General features: G+C 72.6%; 21 protein-coding genes and 1 pseudogene. 13 read left to right on the top strand and 9 right to left on the bottom strand.

Annotated features, from left to right (window positions below; genetic code table 11):
* The first annotated feature begins 71 nt into the window (after positions 1 to 71).
* The 10 genes and pseudogenes from OG310_RS15135 to OG310_RS15090 all read left to right on the top strand — a co-directional run bounded on the left by OG310_RS15135 (position 72) and on the right by OG310_RS15090 (position 9,583).
* Positions 72 to 1,133 (top strand): Rossmann-like and DUF2520 domain-containing protein, encoded by a 1,062-nt coding sequence (locus OG310_RS15135; RefSeq protein ID WP_329456403.1) that lies wholly within the window; start codon positions 72 to 74, stop codon positions 1,131 to 1,133.
* Positions 1,133 to 2,272: a pantoate--beta-alanine ligase gene (panC, locus tag OG310_RS15130; RefSeq protein ID WP_329456402.1), complete on the top strand. Its 1,140-nt coding sequence runs from the start codon at positions 1,133 to 1,135 to the stop codon at positions 2,270 to 2,272. The genes OG310_RS15135 and panC overlap by 1 nt, the downstream gene beginning before the upstream one ends.
* Positions 2,269 to 4,167, top strand: coding sequence for an L-aspartate oxidase (locus OG310_RS15125; RefSeq protein ID WP_329456401.1), 1,899 nt, complete (start codon positions 2,269 to 2,271; stop codon positions 4,165 to 4,167). Before panC ends, OG310_RS15125 begins: the two co-directional genes overlap by 4 nt.
* The gene (gene nadC, locus OG310_RS15120) at positions 4,164 to 5,198 is read left to right on the top strand and encodes a carboxylating nicotinate-nucleotide diphosphorylase (RefSeq protein ID WP_329456400.1); all 1,035 of its coding nucleotides are present in this window, start codon (positions 4,164 to 4,166) and stop codon (positions 5,196 to 5,198) included. The genes OG310_RS15125 and nadC overlap by 4 nt, the downstream gene beginning before the upstream one ends.
* Positions 5,198 to 5,995 (top strand): type III pantothenate kinase, encoded by a 798-nt coding sequence (locus OG310_RS15115; protein ID WP_329456399.1) that lies wholly within the window; start codon positions 5,198 to 5,200, stop codon positions 5,993 to 5,995. The genes nadC and OG310_RS15115 overlap by 1 nt, the downstream gene beginning before the upstream one ends.
* A gap of 906 nt (positions 5,996 to 6,901) precedes the next feature.
* Positions 6,902 to 7,495, top strand: a complete 594-nt coding sequence (locus OG310_RS15110; protein WP_329460196.1) for a hypothetical protein — start codon at positions 6,902 to 6,904, stop codon at positions 7,493 to 7,495.
* Between the two features lie 14 nt (positions 7,496 to 7,509).
* The gene (locus tag OG310_RS15105) at positions 7,510 to 7,695 is read left to right on the top strand and encodes a hypothetical protein (protein WP_329456398.1); all 186 of its coding nucleotides are present in this window, start codon (positions 7,510 to 7,512) and stop codon (positions 7,693 to 7,695) included.
* Positions 7,696 to 7,834: 139 nt separating this feature from the next.
* A pseudogene (locus OG310_RS38545) lies at positions 7,835 to 8,192 on the top strand (BlaI/MecI/CopY family transcriptional regulator); the annotation flags it as partial.
* A gap of 375 nt (positions 8,193 to 8,567) precedes the next feature.
* Positions 8,568 to 9,116 (top strand): amino-acid N-acetyltransferase, encoded by a 549-nt coding sequence (locus OG310_RS15095; RefSeq protein ID WP_329456397.1) that lies wholly within the window; start codon positions 8,568 to 8,570, stop codon positions 9,114 to 9,116.
* A 131-nt stretch (positions 9,117 to 9,247) separates the two neighbouring features.
* Positions 9,248 to 9,583, top strand: a complete 336-nt coding sequence (locus OG310_RS15090) for a histone-like nucleoid-structuring protein Lsr2 (protein WP_329456396.1) — start codon at positions 9,248 to 9,250, stop codon at positions 9,581 to 9,583.
* Here the strand turns inward: OG310_RS15090 and OG310_RS15085 are convergent.
* A complete protein-coding gene (locus OG310_RS15085; protein ID WP_329456395.1) occupies positions 9,562 to 10,341 on the bottom strand; it encodes an SCO3374 family protein in 780 nt (259 codons plus the stop codon). The genes OG310_RS15090 and OG310_RS15085 overlap by 22 nt on opposite strands.
* 421 nt (positions 10,342 to 10,762) lie before the next feature.
* Between OG310_RS15085 and OG310_RS15080 the strand changes: the two genes are divergently transcribed.
* Together OG310_RS15080 and OG310_RS15075 are read left to right on the top strand one after the other, a co-directional pair.
* Entirely contained in the window at positions 10,763 to 13,285 is a 2,523-nt protein-coding gene (locus OG310_RS15080) for an ATP-dependent Clp protease ATP-binding subunit (protein WP_329456394.1), read from the top strand.
* Positions 13,286 to 14,670: 1,385 nt separating this feature from the next.
* The gene (locus OG310_RS15075; protein ID WP_329456393.1) at positions 14,671 to 15,399 is read left to right on the top strand and encodes a M23 family metallopeptidase; all 729 of its coding nucleotides are present in this window, start codon (positions 14,671 to 14,673) and stop codon (positions 15,397 to 15,399) included.
* A gap of 242 nt (positions 15,400 to 15,641) precedes the next feature.
* On the opposite strand, the gene OG310_RS15070 is transcribed toward OG310_RS15075, so the two are convergent.
* The 8 genes from OG310_RS15070 to OG310_RS15035 all read right to left on the bottom strand — a co-directional run bounded on the left by OG310_RS15070 (position 15,642) and on the right by OG310_RS15035 (position 22,701).
* Entirely contained in the window at positions 15,642 to 16,232 is a 591-nt protein-coding gene (locus OG310_RS15070) for a TetR/AcrR family transcriptional regulator (protein ID WP_329456392.1), read from the bottom strand.
* 244 nt (positions 16,233 to 16,476) lie between these two features.
* Complete coding sequence (locus OG310_RS15065) at positions 16,477 to 17,268, bottom strand: SAM-dependent methyltransferase (RefSeq protein WP_329456391.1); 792 nt, start codon at positions 17,266 to 17,268, stop codon at positions 16,477 to 16,479.
* A 190-nt stretch (positions 17,269 to 17,458) separates the two neighbouring features.
* The gene (cseC, locus tag OG310_RS15060) at positions 17,459 to 18,754 is read right to left on the bottom strand and encodes a two-component system sensor histidine kinase CseC (protein WP_329456390.1); all 1,296 of its coding nucleotides are present in this window, start codon (positions 18,752 to 18,754) and stop codon (positions 17,459 to 17,461) included.
* A 3-nt stretch (positions 18,755 to 18,757) separates the two neighbouring features.
* A complete protein-coding gene (locus OG310_RS15055) occupies positions 18,758 to 19,165 on the bottom strand; it encodes a hypothetical protein (protein WP_329456389.1) in 408 nt (135 codons plus the stop codon).
* Positions 19,162 to 19,881 carry a two-component system response regulator CseB gene (gene cseB, locus OG310_RS15050; protein WP_329456388.1) on the bottom strand — a complete coding sequence of 240 codons (720 nt, stop codon included), beginning with the start codon at positions 19,879 to 19,881 and terminating at the stop codon, positions 19,162 to 19,164. Before cseB ends, OG310_RS15055 begins: the two co-directional genes overlap by 4 nt.
* Before the next feature lie 52 nt (positions 19,882 to 19,933).
* A complete protein-coding gene (locus tag OG310_RS15045; protein WP_329456387.1) occupies positions 19,934 to 20,791 on the bottom strand; it encodes a hypothetical protein in 858 nt (285 codons plus the stop codon).
* Between the two features lie 272 nt (positions 20,792 to 21,063).
* Positions 21,064 to 21,651 carry a SigE family RNA polymerase sigma factor gene (locus OG310_RS15040; protein ID WP_329456386.1) on the bottom strand — a complete coding sequence of 196 codons (588 nt, stop codon included), beginning with the start codon at positions 21,649 to 21,651 and terminating at the stop codon, positions 21,064 to 21,066.
* Positions 21,652 to 21,807: 156 nt separating this feature from the next.
* On the bottom strand, positions 21,808 to 22,701 hold the full coding sequence (locus tag OG310_RS15035; RefSeq protein WP_329456385.1) for an A/G-specific adenine glycosylase: 894 nt from the start codon (positions 22,699 to 22,701) through the stop codon (positions 21,808 to 21,810).
* 194 nt (positions 22,702 to 22,895) lie between these two features.
* On the opposite strand from OG310_RS15035, the gene OG310_RS15030 reads away from it, so the two are divergent.
* Positions 22,896 to 23,765 (top strand): hypothetical protein, encoded by an 870-nt coding sequence (locus OG310_RS15030; RefSeq protein ID WP_329456384.1) that lies wholly within the window; start codon positions 22,896 to 22,898, stop codon positions 23,763 to 23,765.
* Positions 23,766 to 23,949 lie beyond the last annotated feature (184 nt).

Genomic DNA, 23,949 nt, shown 5'->3' with positions numbered 1-23,949 from the left:
GCTTCGGCTGGCGTAGCATGGCCGGAAAACGTCCGGTACCCCCCGCGGACTGGAACGGAAGGCCCCTACGCGTGAATCCCACAGCACCGAAGGAACCCCTCGATCCCAGGGACCGCCCCGCCCGCCTGACGGTGGGCGTCGTCGGCGCGGGCCGCGTGGGCCCCGCGCTCGCCGCGTCCCTCGCCATGGCGGGGCATCGCCCGGTCGCCGTGTCGGGTGTGTCCGACGCCTCCCGGCGGCGCGCCGAGGAGCTGCTGCCCGGGGTGCCGCTCGTGACCCCCGCCGATGTGCTCGCCCGCGCCGAACTGGTCCTGCTGACCGTGCCGGACGACACCCTGCCGGGCCTCGTCGAGGGACTGGCCGAGACCGGTGCCGTACGCCCGGGGCAGCTGCTCGTGCACACCTCGGGGCGGTACGGGGCCAGGGTGCTCGACCCGGCGCTCCGCGCGGGCGCGCTGCCTCTCGCGCTGCACCCGGCGATGACGTTCACGGGCACCTCGGTGGACGTGCAGCGGCTGGCGGGCTGCTCGTTCGGGGTCACCGCGCCCGAGGAGCTGCGCCTCGCGGCGCAGGCGCTGGTGATCGAGATGGGCGGCGAGCCGGAGTGGATCGCCGAGGAGTCCCGTCCGCTGTACCACGCGGCGCTCGCGATCGGTTCGAACTACCTGGTGACGCTGGTCGCCCAGGCGATGGAGCTGCTGGACGCGGCCGGGGTGGCGGCGCCGGACAAGATGCTCGGCCCGCTGCTCGGCGCGGCCCTCGACAACGCCCTGCGCTCGGGGGACGCGGCCCTGACGGGCCCGGTCGCCAGGGGCGACGCCGGCACGGTCGCGGCGCACGTGGCGGAGCTGCGCAGGCACGCACCGGGCGCGGTCGCGGGTTACCTGGCGATGGCCCGTACGACGGCGGACCGCGCCCTCGCCAGCGGCCTGCTGAAAGCCGAGTCGGCGGAGGACCTGCTCGTGGTTCTCGCGGACGGCGGCAGGGCCCCCGGCGGTCCCGGCCTCAGCGGCCCGGGGCGGAACGGGCCGGGCGGTGGCCCGGGGTCCGGTGGCCCGGAATCCGATGGCCCGGGGTCCGGGGGTTCCGGAGAGGAAGACGGAAACAGTGGTTCCGGGGACGGGAGCGCGTGATGAGCGGCGACGGTGAAGTGATGGCTCGCGGCGGGCGGGAAACGGCCGGCGGGGGTCCGGGAGCGGACGCCCTCCCGGACCCCGGAGGCGCGAGCGGCGGCGGGCGCCCTTTCGAGCTCGCCCCCACCAGGGACGACCTGGACCGGCTGCTCAAGCGGCGCGGCCCCGGCCGGCGTGTGGCCGTCGTCATGACGATGGGCGCCCTGCACGAAGGGCACGCGAGCCTGATACGCGCGGCCCGCGCACGGGTCGGCCGCGAGGGCTTCGTCGTCACGACGGTCTTCGTCAATCCGTTGCAGTTCGGCGCGGGCGAGGACCTCGACCGCTACCCGCGCACCCTCGACGCCGACCTGCGCACCGCGCGGTCCGCCGGCGCGGACACGGTCTTCGCGCCGTCCGTCGACGAGGTGTATCCCGGCGGTGACCCCCGGGTCACGATCGCCGCGGGAGCGATGGGCCGGCGTTTCGAGGGCGCCTCACGCCCCGGGCACTTCGACGGGATGCTCACCGTCGTCGCGAAGCTCCTCCACCTCACGTCGGCCGACGTCGCGTTCTTCGGCCAGAAGGACGCCCAGCAGCTCGCGCTGATCCGCCGGATGGTCACCGACCTGAACTTCCCGGTCGAGATCGCCGGCGTGCCGACCGTACGGGAGGACGACGGGCTCGCGCTCTCCAGCCGCAACCGCTACCTCTCCGCCACCGACAGGCGCACCGCACTGCTGCTGTCCCGTGCGCTGTTCGCGGCCCGTGACCGGCTCGGCGCGCAGCACGCGCTGCGCGCGCGGGCCGAGTCGGCCCCGGCCTCGGGGGCGCGTGCGGCGGGTCTCTCCGCGCTCGGCGAGCCGCGACTCGCGGCCGACGCGCACGCGGTGGCCTGCGCGGGCGGACCGGCACTCCCCGGCGGGGCGGCCTCCGCCGGCGCGGACGCCGTCCGGGCGGCGGCACTGGGCGTGCTGGATCTCGGCGCGCGTACGGATCCGCCCCTCGCGCTCGACTACCTGGCGCTGATCGACCCGGCCGACTTCACCGAAGTGCCCGACGACTTCACGGGCGAGGCGGTGCTCGCCGTCGCCGCGCGGGTCGGTACGACGCGGCTGATCGACAACATCCCCCTGACGTTCGGAGCGACGAGCGGATGAGCACCGGCAGCGGCACCGAAAGCAACGGCCGGACCGGGGGCCGCGACAGCGGCGGTACCGGTGGTGGGCACGGCAGCGGCGGCATACGGCTCGCGGCGCCCGCGCCCGGCTGGTCGATCGACGCGGACGTCGTCGTGGTGGGTTCCGGCGTCGCGGGCCTCACGGCCGCGCTGCGCTGCTCCGCCGCGGGGCTGCGTACGGTCGTCGTCACCAAGGCACGGCTGGATGACGGCTCGACGCGCTGGGCCCAGGGCGGCATCGCCGCGACGCTCGGCGAAGGCGACACACCGGAGCAGCACCGCGACGACACCCTGGTCGCGGGCGCGGGCCTGTGCGACGAGGCGGCCGTGCGGGCCCTGGTGACCCAGGGCGCCGCGGCGGTGCGGCGGCTGATCGCGACGGGCGCCACGTTCGACCGCGCCGCCGACGGCGAACTCGAACTCGGGCGCGAGGGCGGCCACCACCGGCGCCGTATCGCGCACGCGGGCGGTGACGCGACGGGCGCCGAGGTGGCGCGCGCGCTGGGTGCGGCGGTACGGCGCACGGCGGTGCGGACGATCGAGAACGCGCTCGTGCTGGACCTGCTGAAGGACACCGCGGGACGCGCGGCGGGCGTCACCCTGCATGTGATGGGCGAGGGCCAGCACGACGGCGTCGGCGCGGTCACCGCACCGGCGGTGGTGCTGGCGACCGGCGGCATGGGCCAGGTCTTCGCCGCGACGACGAACCCGGCGGTGTCGACGGGCGACGGCGTCGCTCTCGCCCTGCGCGCGGGCGCGGGCGTCTCCGACGTCGAATTCGTCCAGTTCCATCCGACGGTGCTGTTCCTCGGCGCGGGCTCGGAGGGCCAGCAGCCGCTGGTGTCCGAAGCGGTACGCGGCGAGGGCGCGCACCTCGTGGACGCCGACGGCGTCCGCTTCATGCTCGGGCAGCACGAACTGGCGGAGCTCGCGCCCCGGGACATCGTCGCCAAGGCGATCATGCGGCGGATGCGGGAGCAGGGCGCCGAGCACATGTACCTCGACGGCCGCCATTTCGGCCGGGAGATGTGGGAGACCCGCTTCCCGACGATCCTGGCGGCCTGCCGCGCGCACGGCATCGACCCGGTGACCGCCCCGATGCCGGTGGCACCGGCCGCGCACTACGCGTCGGGCGGCGTGCGGACCGACCTCCTCGGCCGGACGGACGTGCCGGGGCTGTACGCGTGCGGCGAGGTCGCCTGCACCGGCGTGCACGGTGCGAACCGTCTGGCCTCGAACTCGCTGCTGGAGGGCCTGGTCTTCGCGGAACGGATCGCGGAGGACATCACGGCCTCGCGGCCCTCCACGCCGTCGGGGGGCGGCGGGCCGTCCCGCACGGCCGTGTCCTCCTCGGCCGACGGGTCGTCCCGTGGCGGCGGGGCGTCCGAGGCCGCGGAAAGGACCGGCGTCCTCTCCGGCGGCGCGGCGTCCGGTGGTGGTGCCGCCCCGGCGGGTGCCGCCGCCCCGGCGGGCGTCGTCGGCCTCATCGACCCCTCGGCCCGCACCGGCATCCAGCGCGCGATGTCGGCGGGGGCGGGCGTCCTCAGATCCGCCGAGAGCCTGCGCCGTGCCGCCGCCGTGCTGCAAGCCGTACACCCGGAGCCGAAACCCGCGGAGCCGGGAGTGGAGGCGTGGGAGACCACGAACCTGCTCACCGTCGCCCGCGCGCTCGTCACCGCCGCGCTGCGGCGCGAGGAGACGCGCGGCTGCCACTGGCGCGAGGACTTCCCGGACCGTGACGATGCCCACTGGCGGCACCATCTCGTCCTGGGCCTCACCCCCGACCTCTCGTTCACGGTGGCCGGCACCGGCACCGCGGACCTCCACCAGGACCACCACCCCGAGTCGATCCGTTCCCAGGGAGCAGCAACGTGAGCACGCCCGAAGACACCCCGCGTCCCGAGCCGGTGGCCGTGCCGCTGATCCACATCGGCGCGCCCGCCGCCGACAGCTGCGGCCCCGACGGCTGCGCCTGCGGCGACGAGTCGGAGGACCTGGAGTGCGGGCTCGACCCCGCGCTCGCGGCCCTCCTCGCGGACCTCGGCCTCGACCCCGTACAGGTCGAGGACGTCGCGCACGTCGCGGTCCAGGAGGACCTGGACGGCGGGATCGACGTGACGACGGCCGCGACCGTGCCCGAGGACGCCGTGGCCACCGGCGACTTCACGGCGCGCGAGGACGGCGTCGTGGCGGGCCTGCACGTCGCGGAAGCGGTGCTCTCGGTCGTGAGCACCGCCGACTTCGAGGTCGAACGGCACGTGCTGGACGGCGACCGGGTCACCGCGGGCCAGAAGCTGCTGAGTGTCACGGGGCGCACCCGCGACCTGCTGACGGCGGAGCGCAGCGCGCTGAACATCCTGTGCAGGCTGTCGGGCATCGCGACGGCAACACGCGAGTGGGCCGACGCGCTCGACGGCACGAAGGCGAAGGTGCGCGACACCCGCAAGACGACCCCGGGTCTGCGGGCCCTGGAGAAGTACGCGGTCCGCTGCGGCGGCGGCGTGAACCACCGCATGTCGCTGTCGGACGCGGCGCTGGTGAAGGACAACCACGTGGTCGCGGCGGGCGGTGTGGCCGCGGCCTTCGCGGCGGTACGGGAGCGGTTCCCCGACCTCGCGATCGAGGTGGAGGTCGACACCCTGCACCAGCTCCGTGAGGTGCTGGACGCAGGCGCCGACCTCATCCTGCTGGACAACCTCACGCCCGACGAGACGTCGGAGGCCGTGGGGATCGTCAACGGCCGGGCGTTCCTGGAGTCGTCCGGGCGCCTCACGCTCGACAACGCGCGCGCTTACGCGGAGACGGGCGTCGACTTCCTGTCGGTGGGCGCGCTGACGCACTCGCCGCGCATCCTCGACATCGGCCTGGACCTGCGCGAGGCGGACGAGCCGGGAGCGGACGCCTGATGCTGCTGACCATCGACGTCGGCAACACCCACACCGTGCTGGGCCTCTTCGACGGCCAGGAGATCGTCGAGCACTGGCGGATCTCGACGGACGCGCGCCGCACGGCCGACGAACTGGCCGTGCTGCTCCAGGGGCTGATGGGCATGCACCCGCTGCTCGGTGTGGAACTGGGCGAGGGGATCGAGGGCATCGCGATCTGCTCGACCGTGCCCTCGGTCCTGCACGAACTGCGCGAGGTGACGCGGCGGTACTACGGCGACGTGCCCGCCGTGCTCGTCGAGCCCGGTATCAAGACGGGTGTGCCGATCCTCATGGACAACCCGAAGGAGGTCGGCGCGGACCGCATCATCAACGCGGTGGCGGCCGTCGAGCTCTACGGCGGCCCGGCGATCGTCGTCGACTTCGGTACGGCGACGACGTTCGACGCGGTCAGCGCGCGCGGCGAATACACGGGCGGGGTGATCGCGCCGGGCATCGAGATCTCCGTGGAGGCGCTCGGCGTCAAGGGCGCGCAGCTGCGGAAGATCGAGCTGGCGCGGCCCCGGAGCGTCATCGGGAAGAACACGGTCGAGGCCATGCAGGCGGGCATCCTGTACGGCTTCGCGGGCCAGGTGGACGGCGTCGTGACCCGCATGGCCCGCGAACTCGCCGAGGACCCGAAGGACGTGACCGTCATCGCGACGGGCGGTCTGGCGCCGATGGTGCTGGGCGAGGCGTCCGTGATCGACGAACACGAGCCGTGGCTGACCCTGATCGGCCTGCGCCTCGTCTACGAACGCAACGTCGCGCGTATGTAGCCGGCCCCCGGGTGGGGCCCGGGTGGCCGGGCCGGGAGCGCCCCGTCCTGCCACCGGCGGGGCGGCCCGCGCACGGGCACCGCGTACGGGCACCGCGCACGCACTGCGACCGATCAGGCACCGCGCACGACCACCGCGACCGGGCACCGCACAGACCACCGCGACCGGGCGCCGCGACGGCACTGCGACCAGGCACCGCACAGACCACCGCGACCGGGCACCGCGACGGCACCGCGCACAGGCACCCGACCGGGCACCGCGACACCACCGCGATCAGGCACCGCGCACGACCACCGCGACAGCACCGCGCACGACCGCCCCGTCCTGCCACCGGCGGGGCGGCCCGCGCACGGGCACCGCGTACGGGCACCGCGCACGCACTGCGACCGATCAGGCACCGCGCACGACCACCGCGACCGGGCACCGCACAGACCACCGCGACCGGGCGCCGCGACGGCACTGCGACCAGGCACCGCACAGACCACCGCGACCGGGCACCGCGACGGCACCGCGCACAGGCACCCGACCGGGCACCGCGACACCACCGCGATCAGGCACCGCGCACGACCACCGCGATCAGGCGCCGGGAAGACCGGGAAGTGACCGGGACCGTGGAACGGCGTGCGGGAACGGCCTCCGCGAACGGTCGGCCCGGACGACGGCGTGCGCGAACCGGCAGCGCCGCACGGCGCCCGTCCACGGCGCCAGGAAGGCGGGCGAGGGCGGTACGCCACCGCTCCGCCACGGCCCCGGGCTCCCCGCGTCCTGTGCCCGTCGCGGGCACCTACCCGACGGGGCGCCGCCGCGCCCGGTGCGCCACCCCCGACGCGATGCTATTTCGCGCCTTTTGTCCGTCTTGGCGCGTATGGTCGAGGCATGCCCACGCCATACGGACCCCGAGGCGGCATGGCGTTCAGCGCTGACGAGCTGCGTGTGCTCCGACGTGCCCTGGCCGCCGTCCTGCACCCCGACCAGATCCCGGACGAGGACATCCGGGCCTGTCTCGCGCTGGCTGAATCCGTGGACGAGGCCGTTTCCGAGGCCGGCCGGCTGCGCGCGTTCCTGCTGGCCGATCTCGCTCGCTACCGGTCGGCCCTGCCCGGCTCGCTCACCGGCTATCTGGAGCTCCTCCAGGACGCGCTCGCCGCCGGTCATGTGCCCGGGCCCGACGACCTGGCCGCGCTGCGCGCGCTGCGGGGCCATCCCGTCGCCGCCGCGCTGCTCGAACGCTGCGGGCGGATCGCCGAGCGCTCCGTACGGGAGCGGCTGGCGGGGCGGGTGCCGGCCGCGGCGACCGCACCCCCGGCGCAGCGCACCCGCCTGCTGACCCTGGTCGGCGCGGCGGACAAGGACGAGCCGCGCCCGGCGAAGAAACCCGCCGCGGCGCCCCCGAGGCCGCCGGGCGAGCGGCCCGTGCCCAAGCCGTCCGAGGTGTTCCCGCCTCGCAGGAAACCGTCGCCCGCCACGCCGCCCCCGCCGCGGGAGCGGGCAGTGGGGTAGCTAATCTGGCGGCTATGGAATACGTATCCGCGCTTGTGCCCCCCGTGGTGATGGCAGCCTTCTTCTTCTTTCTGGTGCGGCTGATCATCAAGACCCAGGGTGGAACCAACAAGGGTAAGGAAGACGCCGCCGTCGACGCCGCGATCGCGCGCGCCGAAGCCGCCGCCCGGGCCTCCGCCGCCGAGACGCACGGCGCCTGAACCCGGCGGGCCCGCGGTGCCGGGCCCCGCGGCCGGAAGGCCGCACGAGCGCCGAAGGGCGCACGACCCTTATGGTCGTGCGCCCTTTTCGCTGCGTAAATAACCGGCCTTTCCGACATTACGGACTAAGCTCGTGAGCGTGCCCCGTCAATTGGGAGACCTCGAAGACGCCGTGATGACGCGCGTCTGGCAATGGAACCGTCCGGTGACCGTCAGGGAAGTCCTCGAAGACCTCCAGCAAGAACGCTCCATCGCGTACACGACCGTCATGACGGTAATGGACAATCTCCATCAGAAGGGCTGGGTACGCAGGGAAGTCGAGGGCCGCGCCTATCGATATCGCGCGGTGTCCACCCGGGCCGCCTACGCCGCCGCTCTCATGAACGAGGCCTGGTCCAAGAGTGACAACCAGGCTGCGGCACTGGTCGCGTTCTTCGGGATGATGTCGCCGGAGCAACGCGAGTCCCTGGAAGACGCGGTACGTATCGTTCAAGGCACCCGGACCGAGACGGCGGACGGAGAACGGGCCGCGCCGGAAGCCCCCGCACCCGCGCCCGCCGCGGAACGGGCCGTGGTTCGCGAAGAGAACGCCGGCGAAGAGACCGGACCCGAAGAGTCGGCATCCACGAAGACGGCATCCACGAAGACGGCATCGGAACAGACGGCATCCGAACAGAGCGCGGCCGAAGAAGCCGAACCGGGCGAAGAAGCCGCGCCCTCCGACAAACGCCGGCGCCAGGAAAACGGACCGGGGCGCGCCGGAACCGGTGATGCCCGCAGGACCGTCAGGCCCGCTGCCGGCCGCTCACCGGCGGCGGACGAGTCCCAGGGCGCCGACGCCTCTTCGGAGTCGGGGCGATAGCGTCCCGCACATGTCTTCCGCGCAGCCGCTTCCTCATGACGATCCCGAGAGCCGGAACCAGGTCACTGTCCGACGTGCCAGGACGCGGGACGTCACGGTGGTGCGACGCCTCGTGGGGCGATACGCGGGCGCGGGGATCCTGCTCGACAAAGCACCGGTGACGCTTTACGAGGACATCCAGGAGTTCTGGGTCGCGGAACGCGCGTCCGACGGAGCGGTCATCGGCTGCGGCGCGCTCCATCCCCTGTGGGAAGACCTCGCCGAAGTGCGCACACTCGCCGTGGACCCTTCGGCGAAGGGTGCGGGAGTCGGGCACAAGCTCCTCGCGAAGCTGCTGGACGCCGCGCGTGAGCTCGGCGTGAGCCGCGTATTCTGCTTGACCTTCGAAGTCGACTTCTTCACGAAGCACGGGTTCGTGGAGATCGATGGGACACCTGTCGACCGAGATGTGTACAGAGAGCTGTTGCGTTCCTATGACGAGGGCGTTGCCGAGTTCCTCGGTCTCGAACGGGTGAAGCCGAACACCCTGGGCAACAGCCGCATGCTTCTGCACCTGTGACGCGCGGGAAGATGTCCGAATCGCGTGCGTTTCCCGTTTGTTGAACCACTCAACCTCTCCCAGGGGTTTGTGTTTTCCCGGGAAAAGGGGTTTCCTTTCCGCGTACTGCATTTTCGATGAAAGGAAATCCGGTGGCACAGAAGGTTCAGGTCCTTCTTGTCGACGACCTCGACGGCGGCGAGGCGGACGAGACCGTCACGTTCGCGCTCGACGGGAAGACGTACGAGATCGACCTCACGACCGCCAATGCCGACAAGCTCCGCGGCCTGCTCGACCCGTACACCAAGAGCGGGCGCCGTACCGGCGGCCGTGGTGCGACCGGTCGTGGCAAGGGACGCGTTGTCACCGGCGGCAACAAGGACACCGCGGAAATCCGCAAGTGGGCCAAGGACAACGGCTACAACGTGAACGACCGCGGCCGCGTTCCGGCCGAGATCCGCGAGGCCTACGAGAAGGCCAACGGCTGAGGATTCGCACCCGCGGCAATTCCTCGCGCGAGTCCGCGAGCGAGGCGGATCCGGTGGCACTCCGCCGCTGCCGCGTCCACGAGCCGTACGAGATCGGGGGCATCCCCACCGCTGCCCCCGGTGCCGATTTCCGTGGTGCCGATTCCTCCTGCGCCGCCGCACAGTCGCAGTGCCGGTAGTCCGGACGGCGCCGGCCGTGCGGAGCGGGACGCGCCGCCATCGGATTCCTCGTCGAGGTGACCGCCGCACCGACCGCCGCGCACACGTCCGGGGGGCCGCAGCCACACGGCGGCCCCCTGCGTGGCGAGTACGGGCCACCGGGGCGGTACCGGAGCCGGGACGCTCCGCCCCGCACCGAGGGCGTCGAGGTCCAGGGCGATACCGCCCCACTCCAGCCAGTCGAGCAGCCCGGGCACCTCGTCGGCGCTGCCGGGCGCCAGCAGTACCCACATCCTCGACCGGTCGGCGCTCAGCGCCACCGGGCCGGTGACCGGCCCGGTCGGCCCGGCAGGGCATCCGGCGCGGTCGGCGCGAGCCGCTTCGTCGAGGCGGTCGACCACCGCACGCCCCGCACGCGCCGGCAGTTCCAGGGCGTCGAAGACGACCCCGGTCGCCAGTCGTGCCGGGCCGTCCGGCTCCTCCCGCTGCACGGGCCAGCCGAGGTCCTCCTCGTAGAAGCGGGCGATCCGCTCCCGCAGGAGCCCGCGTGCGGGGTCGTGCGAGCGGGGGGCCCGTGGGCCGGGGACGGGGAGCGGCATGAAAGGCCAACGGTCGAACGGCCACCGGGGTTACGCTGGGCGCTGTTTTGATCACGCTGGGTGCCCGGTGTGTCCGGCCCCGGCGTGGGCCGCTGTTCGCCCGTAGCTGAGGGGAGGGGGGAACGCGGCATGGACCGCCGGTGTGCGCGGGTAAGACATCCCTAGTGGGGAGGGGCGCCACGCGGGTCCGGGCGTTTTCCGTTCGCCATCGGCGTAGTGATGACGGCGGTATCTGCTTGGCCTGGGGGAACATCGTCTCGCACCATCGGGTTGGAGCGTTCGTCAGCAGTCCAGGAGGGATGCTGCTCCCCGTGGATGCGGGGATGGACCCGAGCGGTCCCCGCTTGCGGGACTAAGCTGCGGAAGGACAGAGAGGGGACCGACCCCTTTTACTGCCTGACCGCTCTGAGGAGCGATAACGATGTTCGAGAGGTTCACCGACCGCGCGCGGCGGGTTGTCGTCCTGGCTCAGGAAGAAGCCCGGATGCTCAACCACAACTACATCGGCACCGAGCACATTCTCCTGGGACTGATCCACGAGGGTGAGGGTGTCGCCGCTAAGGCCCTGGAGAGCCTCGGGATTTCGCTCGAGGCGGTTCGCCAGCAGGTGGAGGAGATCATCGGCCAGGGCCAGCAGGCCCCGTCCGGCCACATCCCCTTCACTCCTCGTGCGAAGAAGGTCCTGGAGCTGTCGCTCCGCGAGGCCCTTCAGCTGGGCCACAACTACATCGGCACCGAGCACATCCTGCTCGGCCTCATCCGCGAGGGCGAGGGCGTCGCCGCCCAGGTCCTCGTGAAGCTGGGCGCCGACCTCAACCGGGTGCGGCAGCAGGTCATCCAGCTGCTGTCCGGCTACCAGACGAAGGAGTCCGCCACCGCCGGCGGCCCCCAGGAGGGCACGCCCTCCACGTCGCTGGTCCTCGACCAGTTCGGCCGGAACCTCACCCAGGCGGCCCGCGAGTCCAAGCTCGACCCGGTCATCGGGCGCGAGAAGGAAATCGAGCGGGTCATGCAGGTCCTGTCCCGACGCACGAAGAACAACCCGGTGCTCATCGGTGAGCCCGGCGTCGGCAAGACGGCGGTCGTCGAGGGCCTGGCCCAGGCGATCGTCAAGGGCGAGGTGCCCGAGACCCTCAAGGACAAGCACCTCTACACCCTGGACCTCGGTGCCCTGGTCGCCGGCTCCCGCTACCGCGGTGACTTCGAGGAGCGCCTGAAGAAGGTCCTCAAGGAGATCCGCACCCGCGGCGACATCATCCTGTTCATCGACGAGCTCCACACCCTCGTGGGTGCGGGCGCCGCCGAGGGCGCGATCGACGCCGCGAGCATCCTCAAGCCGATGCTGGCCCGCGGTGAGCTCCAGACCATCGGTGCGACGACGCTGGAGGAGTACCGGAAGTACCTGGAGAAGGACGCGGCCCTTGAGCGCCGCTTCCAGCCCATCCAGGTCGCCGAGCCCTCCCTGCCGCACACCATCGAGATCCTCAAGGGTCTCCGTGACCGGTACGAGGCCCACCACCGCGTCTCCATCACCGACTCGGCGCTCGTCGCGGCGGCCACCCTGGCCGACCGCTACATCTCGGACCGCTTCCTGCCGGACAAGGCGATCGACCTGATCGACGAGGCCGGTTCCCGGATGCGCATCCGCCGGATGACCGCGCCGCCGGACCTGCGCGAGTTCGACGAGAAGATCGCCGGTGTCCGCCGCGAGAAGGAGTCGGCCATCGACTCCCAGGACTTCGAGAAGGCAGCGTCCCTCCGCGACAAGGAGAAGCAGCTGCTGGCCGCGAAGACCAAGCGGGAGAAGGAGTGGAAGGCCGGCGACATGGACGTCGTCGCCGAGGTCGACGAGGACCTGATCGCCGAGGTTCTGGCCACGGCCACCGGCATCCCGGTCTTCAAGCTCACCGAGGAGGAGTCCTCGCGTCTGCTGCGCATGGAGGACGAGCTGCACCGGCGCGTCATCGGCCAGGTGGACGCCGTCGCGGCGCTCTCCCGGGCGATCCGGCGTACGCGAGCGGGTCTGAAGGACCCGAAGCGTCCCGGTGGCTCGTTCATCTTCGCCGGCCCGTCCGGTGTCGGTAAGACGGAGCTGTCCAAGGCGCTCGCGGAATTCCTCTTCGGCGACGAGGACGCGCTGATCTCCCTCGACATGTCGGAGTTCAGCGAGAAGCACACGGTTTCCCGTCTCTTCGGTTCTCCCCCCGGATACGTGGGTTACGAGGAGGGCGGCCAGCTCACCGAGAAGGTCCGCAGGAAGCCGTTCTCCGTCGTCCTCTTCGACGAGGTCGAGAAGGCCCACCCCGATATCTTCAATTCCCTTCTCCAGATCCTGGAGGACGGTCGTCTGACCGACTCCCAGGGCCGGGTCGTGGACTTCAAGAACACGGTCATCATCATGACGACCAACCTCGGGACCCGGGACATCTCGAAGGGCTTCAACCTGGGCTTCGCGGCTCAGGGCGACACGAAGTCGAACTACGAGCGGATGAAGGCGAAGGTCAGCGACGAGCTGAAGCAGCACTTCCGCCCCGAGTTCCTCAACCGTGTCGACGAGGTCATCGTCTTCCCGCAGCTCACGCCGGCGGACATCCTCAAGATCGTGGACCTGCGGGTGCACGAGATGGACGAGCGCCTCAGGGACCGGGACATGGGCATCGAGCTCAGCCAGGCCGCGAAGGACCTGCTCGCCAAGCGGGGTTACGACCCGGTGATGGGCGCCCGGCCGCTGCGCCGGACGATCCAGCGCGAGGTCGAGGACGCACTGTCGGAGAAGATCCTCTTCGGCGAGCTGCGCCCGGGCCACATCGTGGTCGTCGGCACCGAGGGTGAGGGTGAAGAGGAGAAGTTCACCTTCCGTGGCGAGGAGAAGGCGGCGCTGCCGGACGCTCCTCCCATCGAGCAGGCGGCGGGCGGCGGCCCGAACCTGACGAAGGAAGCGTGACCTTCCGCGCTTAGCGCGTGGCGCGCGTCGGTGCGCGCCACCGTGACAGGCGACAAGGGGCCGGGCCCCGGACCGATGAATCGGTCCGGGGCCCGGCCCTTTCGCATGCCCGTACGGACGGGTCGCCGTGCGTGGGCCCGCTCACCCGTACGCGGCCCGGCCGGTGTACGGACGCCCGGCGGACGCCCGGCGGGCGCCGGGCGGCGCGGGCCGGGCCCAGCGGGTGGCGGCCCCGGCGGGCTCCTCCGGCGGGTCCGGGGCCCGTCGGCGGCGCCCCCGCCCCGGCGTCGCGCAGGACGCGTTCGACGCGGAACGGCCCCCACCCGCTACGGCACGGAGCGGCCCGACGCCCTGCGGTCGGCCCTGGACAGGCAGGGAGCGGCCTACCTCTGAGGCGGCAGGGACCGGCCTCGCCCGGACCGCTGCGGAGCGCTCCCTCCCCGGACCGGCCGCCTGAGGGCGCGGGCAGCGGCGCGGGGAGGCGGCCGGACGTACGCGTGAACGCCTGCGCGGGGACCTCGGACTCCGGGCCCGGTCACAGATGGCACGGCGGACAGCACGGGGACAGCACGGGGACGGGGGACGGCCGAGCGGCTGAGCACACGGACAGCTGCGGGACGGCCCGGGACGGGCCGGGGAGGCCGGGGGAGCCTCAGGACCGGTGGTGCCCTCCGGGCACGGGGACGGGGGGACTGCCGAGCGGCTGAGCAACGGACAGCTCCGGGACAGCTCCGGGACGGCCGGGGGCGGCCCGAGGAGGCCCACGGTGCCTCCCGGGACGGCCCAGGGAGCCTCAGGACCGGTGATGCCCTCCGGGTCCGTCCGCCGTTCGTCCACCGACGTACCGACGTACCGACGTACCGACGCACCGACGCACCGACGCACCGACGCACCGGGGCAGTGCCTCGGTCCGTCCGCCGTTCGTCCACCGACGTACCGGGGCAGTGCCTCGGCCGTCCGTCGTCCGTCGTCGCGGCACCCGATCCGGGCGCCGGGGGTGGGGGTCGATGGCCCCCGGGACCCCAGGAAAGGTCCCCGGGAGAGGCCGGAAAGGTCCTGCCCGGGTCCCGGTGGGACCAGGGCCTTGGTCCCGAACCGGACAGTCCTTCGGCCCACCGCCCGTGACAAGGCGCACAGGCCATTTCGGCACTACTAGGTGAGTTCGTTGGAATACCGGATAGATGACGGTTAAATTGCCCGATATGCGTGGATAAGTTCCGAGGAGAGCGGCTTGTCCCCTGCCGTCAAGGGACTTTCGGCCATGGGCGCCCTACGAGGTGATGTCGTAGATGAGGCATTTGAGGTGAGATGCCAGGTCGGGTTACCAAGGTGGAGCAAGCCCGGTGCATGAGCGCCGGGTCCGCTTACGTCCGGAGGTTTCCCGCATGCCGCAGCGCTCGAAGTTCCGCACCCCGAACATCACCGTCCGTCGTGGTCGTGCCGCCGTAGTGGCCGCCGGACTCGGTGTGTCGCTGGTGGCCGGGGCCGGGGCCGCGTTCGCCGCGACCGGCGACACCGGCGCCCAGGCGCCCGTCACCCAGCACACCGCCACCGTCGCGTCCGCCACCGCCGTGCACGACCAGGCGGCCGCGCAGGCCAAGGCCGCCCCGCACGCCGAGCAGACCGCCGCGCACGCCCAGCAGATCAAGGCCGCGCACGCCAAGGCGGTCAAGGCCGCGGCCACGAAGAAGGCCGTGTCCTGGATCGACCCCGTGCAGCACTACAAGCTGACTGCCGGCTTCGACGACTCCGGCAGCCACTGGATCCACAAGCACTCCGGCCAGGACTTCGCCGTACCGATCGGCACCGACGTCCACGCCGCGCACAGCGGCACCGTCGTCAAGGCGGGCCCGCACGGCGCCGGTGACGGTGACGCGTACGGCAACGCCATCGTGATCCAGCACTCCGACGGCAAGTTCTCGCAGTACGCGCACCTCTCGAAGATCGAGGTGCACGTGGGCGAGAACGTGAAGACCGGCGAGGAGATCGCGAAGTCCGGCAACACCGGCAACACGACCGGCCCGCACCTGCACTTCGAGATCCGCGACACGCCGAACTACGGCTCGGCCATCAACCCCGTCACGTTCCTGCACGAGATGGGCGTGAAGGTCTGACCCGGCCGATCGGTCCCGAGGGCCTCGGGACCGCGCGGTCCGGCCCGACCGGCCGGGCCGCCTGATCCCACCCGACCGGTCCGGCTCCACGCGATCCGGGCCGATCCGATCCTTGCCTGATCCGATCAGCCTGATGGATCAGCCCGATCCGGCCTGCCCGGTCCGGCCCCACCGGTCCGACTTCGCGGACCGTGCGGATCCGGGAGCCCGCCCGACCGTGCCCGATTCCCCCACGGGTGCCGTCAGGCGTCCTGGCCGGGGCCCCCTTCGTGGGCCGCGGCCAGCAGCTCGAAGGAGACTTCGAGGAGAGCGTCGTACTTCTCCTCGGGGTCTCCTTCGACGTCTTTCAGGGCGAACATCCCGACGTGCAGGGAGAACAGCGCGGTCGTGGTGCGTACCCGGTCCGAGAGCGAGGGGTCGGGGGTGAGCAGCAGTTCCACCGTCGTCTCGATGCGGCTCCGGAACGTCTCGCCGACCTTCAGGTCGCGCAGTTCGGCCTGGTTCTCCTGGGCGAAGCGGAACAGCCGGGACGCGCCCTTGAGCTGCTCGGCGTAGCGCCGCAGGAACTCCTTCTTGGACTCCAGCGTGTTCGGCTGGGCCTCGCCCCAGGCGATGAGGTCGTCGAGCGGTCCTGCCCGGTCCGCGAACAGGCTGACCAGGATGTCTTCCTTGGTCTTGAAGTGGTAGTACAGGGCGGCCTTGGTGACGTCCAGCCGCTCGGCGATCTCCCGCAGTGACGTCTTCTCGTAGCCGTGTTCGACGAAGAGGTCGAGGGCGACGTCCTGAATCCGCTGCCGGGTGTCGCTGCGGCGCGGGGTTCCCGTGCTGGCCATGGCGCGCTCTCGTCTCTCTCGTGCGGATCTCTCGTCCGCGGGTTCGGCCCGCCGCCGACGGCCCGGTCGCCCGGGGTGGGGCCGGTCGGGCGGAGCCTCCGCTTCCCATTGTACGTACTAGCCGGGCGGCAAGTAAGTCGTCCGTCCTCCGGGTCCGCACGGGGCGGCAAGGAGCCCCGGAGTCCACGCAGGACACGGGCCCCCCACGGGGCCGTCCGGTACCCGCGCGGGCCGCCACGGGAGGTTACGGGACGCGCGCCACGGCCGCGTAGACGTCCGACATCTCGTCGTCCGGCGGCGGGGTGTCCTTGTACCAGAGCGGGGCCGTGACGAGCCCCGGCTCGACGAAGTCCAGTCCTTCGAGGAAGCGCGCCGCCTCGCCGCGGGTGCGCGGTCGCGCGATCCCGCTCCGGCCGGGCGTCGCGCAGCCGTGCGTGCTCCCGCGGGTGGCCTCGGCCCCGGGGGCGAAGTCGGACGTGCCGTGCGCGAGGACGAGGTGCGCGCCCGAGGGCATCGCCCCGACGAGCGTCCGGGCGATGCCGTACGGGTCCTGGTCGTCCGGCAGGACGTGCAGCAGCCCGATCAGCGACAGCGCCACCGGCCGTCCGAAGTCCAGCAGGGCGCGGGCCTGCTCCAGCAGGTCGGCCGGGTCGCGTACGTCGGCCTGGACGTAGTGCGTGGCACCCTGCGGGGAGCCGGTGAGGCGGGCCTGTGCGTGCCGCAGGACGACGGGGTCGTTGTCGGTGTAGACGATCCGGCAGGCCGGCCGGACGCGCTGGACGATCTGGTGGAGGTTCGGCTCCGTCGGGATGCCGCTGCCGACGTCCAGGTACTGCTCGACACCGATGCTGGCGAGCCAGCCCACGGCCCGGTGCATGAACGCCCTGTTCTGCCGGGCGGTCCTGGCCGCCTCCTCGGGGAGCTCCCCGGCGGCCCGCCGGTCGGCCGGGTAGTTGTTCCGTCCGCCCAGCAGGAAGTCGTGGACGCGCGCCGGGTGCGGTCTGGAGGTGTCGACCGGCGGCTTGGAATATGCCATCGGCCCATTCTGGCACAGCGCCGTCAAGTCACCTACGGGCGTTGCGAGTTGACGTTCAGTCAGGACATCAGGTGGAGCGGCCGAGCGGCCGGGGCGCCCGGACGGGAGAGCGGGGCCGAGTGCGCGCCCGGCGGAACATGTCGCGGCCGTCGAGCGGGACGGGGGCGGTTCCGCCGCGGTGAGGGCTCTGTCAGGACTGCCCGGGGAGCGCGATGACGGGGAAACTGCCCGTCGTCGTCGGCGCGTGTTCCGGCAGCCACAGCACCGCCACCGCGCCGCCCGTCCCGTCCGCCCCGGCGTTTCTGAACGTGAGCCGCGCTCCCAGCACCCGCGCCTGGCCCGCCGCGATGGTCAGGCCGAGGCCGTGACCCTGGCCCGCACGGTCGGAGGCACCGGTGCGGAACCGGCTAGGGCCGTCCCGCAGCAGTTCCTCGGGGAAGCCGGGGCCGTGGTCCCTGACCCGCAGCACCCGTCCCTCGACGGTCACCTCGACGGGGGAGCCGCCGTGCTTCTTGGCGTTCGCCAGGAGGTTGCCGAGGATGCGTTCCAGCCGCCGCGGATCCGTGTTGACCCACGACTCCCGTACGACCGAGATCCCGGCCTCCTGGTCGAGCGCCAGGACCCGCCGCTCCACGAACTCGCCGAGCGCGATCTCCTGGAGTTCCGCCCGCTCCGACGCGCTGTCCAGGCGCGCCACCTCCAGCACGTCCTCCACCAGCGTGCGCATCGCCTGCGCCCGGTCCCGTACGAGCTCGCTCGGCCGGCCGGGCGGCAGCAGTTCGGCGGCGGTGAGCAGGCCGGTGACCGGGGTACGGAGTTCGTGCGCGATGTCCGCCGTGACACGGCGCTCCGCCTCGATGCGCTCGCCGAGCGCGTCGGTCAGCGCGTCGATCGCGCGCGCGAGTTCGTCGGTCTCGTCCCGTACGACTCCGCCGATGGCCGTGCCGACCCGTACGTCCGTGTGGCCCTGCGCGACCCGTCCCGCGGCGGCGGCGGCCTTGCGCAGCCGGCGTGAGATCTGGCCGCCGATCAGGATGCCGAGCGCGGAGCCGCCGACGACCACGGCGGCCGAGCCCACGAGCAGCGCGCGGTCCAGGTCCTCGATGATCATGAGGGAGTGTTCGGCGAGCCGGCTGTGGCTGGAGAGCACGGTGCCGTTGCCGAGCGGCACGGCCGCCCAGATGTCCGGCACCCCGCCGCCCTCCACCAGGGTGGCGCGCCGGCCCTCCTTGGTCTTGGAGCGCAGCGGACCGGGGAGCGCGGGGTCGTTGATCTTCGTGCCGAGCTTGGCCTCCTTGGTGGTGTCGTACATCCGCTCCGCGAACAGCGTCTGCGAGAGCTGCACCTCGCGCGCGTTGTCGAGCATGGAGACGCGGGCGGCGTTGTGGACGACGAGGCTCAGCGCCACCGCGATCAGCGCGCCGACCGCGGCGATCGCGATGCTGATCTTCCACCGGATGCCGGTGCGCAGAGCGATGCGCCTCATGGGTTAGCTCGCACCCACCGCGGTCGCACGCACCGCGGTCGCACGCACCGCGGTCGCACGCACCGCGCTCGCGCACGGGTCGGCCGGGACCGCGAGGAGCGTCACCAGGGCCGCGGGGAGCGCCGTCACGGGCGTGCCGGTCCTCGTGCGCATGCCGTCGCTCCCGTCCGCTCCCGTACCTGTGCCGCGTTTGCCGCCGCGCGTACCCGTGCCGCGCGTACGGGTGCCTGCGCCGCCCGTACCCGTACCCGTGCCGTCCGTGCCTGCGCCGCCCGTACCCGTGCCGCCCGTACCCATGCCGCCCGTCCTCGTGCTGGTGGCGGCGTGCCTGGTCCGCGTGGTCACCCCTGTGCCCGTGCCCGCTGCGGCATCCGGGCACGCGTCGGGGGCCGGCCCGCTCCTGTCCTTCATGCCTTGAGCTTGTACCCGAAACCGCGGACCGTCTCGATCCTGTCCTGGCCGATCTTCGTCCGCAGCCGCTGCACATGGACGTCCACGACCCGGGTGTCCCCGCCCCAGCCGTAGTCCCAGACCCGCTCCAGCAGCTTGTCCCGCGACAGGACGGTCCCCGGCGACGTGGAGAACTCCAGCAGCAGCCGCATCTCGGTCGGGGTCAGCGAGACCGCCGCGCCCGCGCGGCGCACCTCCATGCCCTCGGTGTCGACCTCCACGTCGCCGAACGTCAGCACGGCGGACCGGCCGCCGGTGCCTCCTCGCCCGCCCGGCTCGCCCTCCGCGGTGTTCCCGGAACCCGCGGCGTGACCGAAGCGGCGCAGCACCGCGCGGATCCGCGCGACCAGCACCGCGCCGTCGAAGGGTTTGGTCACGTAGTCGTCGGCACCGGCCTCCAGGCCGAGGACGACGTCGATGGAGTCGGCGCGCGCCGAAAGCATGATCACGGGGACGGTCGACTCGTCGCGGATGCGCCGGCACAGGCTCACCCCGTCGAGGCCGGGCACCATCACGTCCAGCAGCGCGATGTCGGGCCGGTCGGCGCGGAACGCCTCCAGGCCGGACAGGCCGTCGGGCATGGCGGTCACGGCGAAGCCGTCGCGCTCCAGCGCGAGCTGGGTGGCCTCGCGGATGACGTCGTCGTCCTCGACGAAGAGCACGTGGGTGTCGGCCATCCGGTCGCTCTCAGCCTTTCTCTCCGCGTCTGTTCCTGCGTTGCGTGCCCGGTCAGTTCGACGCGGTCACGGTGGGCGCGGGCGCGCCCAGGTCGTCGTCGTTGCCGTTCGACTTGCTGTACGTGTTGCGCACCCGGTAGCGCTCGGTGAACTTCGACTTCGTCCAGTCGTATGTGACGACGTCCTCGCCCGACGGGTAGGCCACCGAGTCGCCCTTCGTGTAGACCTGCTGCGTCACGACCAGCTCGCCCCGGTCTATCGTCCCGTAGACGGACGGCTCCTCGGACGCGAAGACGTTCTCGTACTTCCCCGGCAGCGGTTTCACCTGCGGTGTCGGCCCGGACACGTCGACCCCCGCGCCCTCGTAGGGGACGGGGCGCGTGTCCATGACCGCGCTCGGGGTGGCGCTGAGCGACCCCCCCGCGGCGGCCGTGCCGGTCCCGCCCGGGGTACGGGTCGACGTCGTGCTCGCACCGGACTTCGCGGAGGCCGCGGCGCTGTCCGCCAGGCGGTAGACGTACGTACCGATGCCGATGGAGTCCTTGCACGTCGTCACGTTGATCACGATGTCGGGCCGGGAGCCGCCCGTGAGGTCGCCGTAGGACGTGTTCACCGGGTACGAGTCGGTGCCGCAGGGCTTCAGGCTGCGCTTGACCCGCGTGCTGACCTGCGGGTCGGCGCGCAGCAGGGACACCGGGTCGACGCTCGTGGGCTGCTGCTCCGGCGTCTCGGACGGGGTGGGCATGGTCCTTTCGACGGGCGCGGGGACCGCGGGGCCCTCGTCGCGCATGCCGGTGCCGCCCGCGGAGCAGCCACCGGCGAGCAGGCCGATGGTGGCGAGGCCGGCCAGCCCGGCGACGGCCGATCCGCCGGCGGCGAAGATCCGGCCGGTGCGATGCGTCGCAAGCATCCGGCCCGAGTGGTCGGGGCGGCCCGAGTGGTCGGGATAGCCCGAGTGGTCGTGATGGTCCGAGCGGTCGGGACGGTCCGCGCCGGAAGAAGCCGCAGCCGCAGCCGCGGCCCGGTCCGAAGCCGGCCTCGGACCGGCGCCCCGGGCCGGCCCCGGCCCCCGCGGCTCCGAGGAGTCGCCGGGGGCAGGCGGAGCCGGCGGCCCGGCCCCGTGGGCCGCCGCGGATCTGCCCCTGCCGTCGCCGTCCCCCCGGGGGGACGGCCCATGGGACCTCAGGCCGCGCACCGCTGCCGCCCCCGCTCCTGGTCTGGACCCTCACGCCGGCCTGTGTACCGGCTCTCCGCACGCTCCCCGGCCCTGGCTTCGGACTCGCGGGTCTCCAGCTCCTCGCGGAGCCGGGCCAGGGCGCGGTGCAGTGTGCTTTTCACCGTACCCGCAGACATTCCGAGCGCGGCAGCGGTCTCCTCCGTACTCATCTGCTCCCAGTGCCGCAGCACGACGACACTGCGCTGCTTCGGGGCGAGCACGGACAGTACGTCCATCAGCAGGGCGCGGTTGGCCCGCTGCTCCGCGCCGTCCTCGACGCACGGCTCGGGCAGCTGCTCGGTGGGCACCTCTTCCAGCTTGCGCGCGCGCCACCACTCCGTACGGGTGTTGATCATGACGCGGCGCAGGTAGGCGTCGGCAAGGGACTTGTCGGCGATGCCTTCCCAGCGGCGGTACGTACGGGCCAGGGCGGTCTGCAGCAGGTCCTGCGCGTCGACGGGGTCGGGCACGAGCCGCCGGGCACTGCGGAGCAGGGCGTCCTGCCGGGTCCGTACGTACTCCTCGAATTCGAGTACCTCGCCGACGTATGCCATGCCTGACCGCCTCCGACCCCGTGTTCCACGCGCTGTGCGTCTTCCACAGAAATTACGGAGCGCTTGTCACGGGGCTGTCCGGGGCGCCCGTAGGAGGGCGCACGGCTGCCCATCGGTTGTGTAACGGGACGACATATCGGGCACCACGTGGGCGGGTCAGCTCAGCGGCAGGCGGTAGCGCTCGCCACTGAGGGGTTCCACGAGACCGTCGGCGACCAGACCGTCGAGCGCGCGGGCCCGTTGCACCGGTTCGTCCCACGCCGCGTCGAGTCGCGCTCGCGCCACCGGCTCCGTGGCCTCGCGCAGGACGGCGAGGAGCCGGCCGCGCACCTGCCGGTCCGTTCCGGCGTAGGTCTGGCCCCGGCGTACGGGTCCCTCGTGGGCGGGTTTGCCCGTCAGCCGCCACGCGCAGCTCGCCGCGAGCGGGCAGGCGCCGCACGCCTCGCTCCTGGCGGTGCACACGAGTGCGCCCAACTCCATGGAGGCGGCGGCCCATCGGGCGGCTGTCGCCTCGTCGTCGGGCAGCAGCGCGCGGGCGAGCCTGCGCTCGGCCGCCGTGGTGGCGTTCGGCGGGTACTGGACTCCGGTGACCGCGCGGGCGAGGACCCGGCGCACATTGGTGTCGAGGACCGCGTGCCGCCCGCCGTACGCGAACGACGCGATCGCCGCCGCCGTGTACTCGCCGACCCCGGGCAGTGCCAGCAACTGCGCGTGATCGCGCGGCACATCGCCGTCGTACCGCTCCGCTATCGCCCGCGCGGCGGCGTGCAGGCGCAGCGCGCGGCGCGGGTAACCGAGCCTGCCCCAGGCGCGCACGGCCTCGCCCGGGGGCTCCGCGGCCAGGTCGGCGGGGCGCGGCCAGCGCGCGAGCCACTGTTCGTAGACGGGCAGGACGCGGCTGACGGGCGTCTGCTGGAGCATGAACTCGCTGACCATGACGCCCCAGGCGCCCGCTTCGGGACGGCGCCAGGGGAGGTCGCGGGCGTGGGCTTCGAACCAGGCGATGACGGCGGTGTGCAGGGCCGCGGGGTTTTGTTCGGTGACAGTCATGACAGACCGATGGTCGCACGGCTCGCCGGACGGACATGCGGGAACGTCTCCGTGATGATCATCCGTAAAACTTGCGGGAGGAGCGGCATGTGGGGCCTGAGTTGCCACTGATCTCTCGTAGAGTTCGGCGCGTGGGTTCTCTGCGTAATCCTGTCGGGCCGCTTCCCTCCTCGATCTACTGGCGAAGGAGGTCCGTGGCAGCCGTCCTGATCGTGCTGGCAGCCGCGCTGATCGCCTGGATCGTCACCTCGGGCGGCGGTGGCGTAGGCAAGAAACACGACGACCGTGGCTCGGGGCCCGCGCCCGCTACGTCGATCACACCGGGACCGAACGGCTCCGGCCCCACGATCGGCGGGGAACCGGGCGGCCGGGACGGGTCGGGCGGTGGTTCCGACGGCGGTTCGGGCGGCGACGACGACGGCGGGAAGAACGGCGACACGGCCGGCTCCGGCGGCGCGGGCGGCGCCGACGGCTCGGGTGCCACGGCTGGTTCGGCGGGATCGGCCGGTACGGCGGGATCGGCCGGTTCGGGCGGCTCCGCGGGCGGCGCGGGTTCCACCGGTACGGGCGGAACGGCGGGCACGGCCGGCGCGGCCGGGGGCTCCGGCGCGGCGGGTATCCCCACCGGGCGGCAGGTACCGGCCAGTTCCTCGCTGCCGACCTGCGGCAAGGGATCGCTCAAGGTCTCCCTGACGACTACGAAGGCGGCCTACGAGCCGGACGAGAAACCGCAGTTCAAGCTGGTGGTGACGAACAGCTCCGGCACCACGTGCAAGGTGAACCTGGGGCCGAAGTCGATGGTCCTCACGATCACGGACACGGAGGACACCCGGATCTGGACGTCCAAGGACTGCCCGAAGACCGTCACCCTGTACTTCGAGGTGCCCGCCCACTCGGCCATCGCGCACACGGTGACGTGGGACCGACGGCACTCCACCACGAAGTGCTCGTCGGCCACACCGCCCGCCGCGGGCGCGGGCACCTACCTCGCACAGATCTCGACGGGCGTGGCCACGATCCCGCAGGCGCAGTCCGAGAAGTCGGTACGCCTGGACCAGGACTGACCAGGGCGCCCACGGGCCCTACGGGTCTCGCGGGCCGCACGAATCTCGCGGGTTCCTCGGGGCCCACCGGTCCACCGGCCCAGCCGTCCACAGGCCCCACGGACTCCACGGGTCCCCGGGTCCTCGGGAGTCCCCGGAGTCCCTGGGGTCACGCCGCCCACGGGAGTGGACACACGAAGGGCCG

It is taken from the genome of Streptomyces sp. NBC_01497 (assembly GCF_036250695.1).
Taxonomy (GTDB): Bacteria; Actinomycetota; Actinomycetes; order Streptomycetales; family Streptomycetaceae; genus Streptomyces.
The sequence above is the reverse complement of the archived record's forward strand: the minus strand, read 5'-3'. Positions and strand labels throughout refer to the sequence as shown.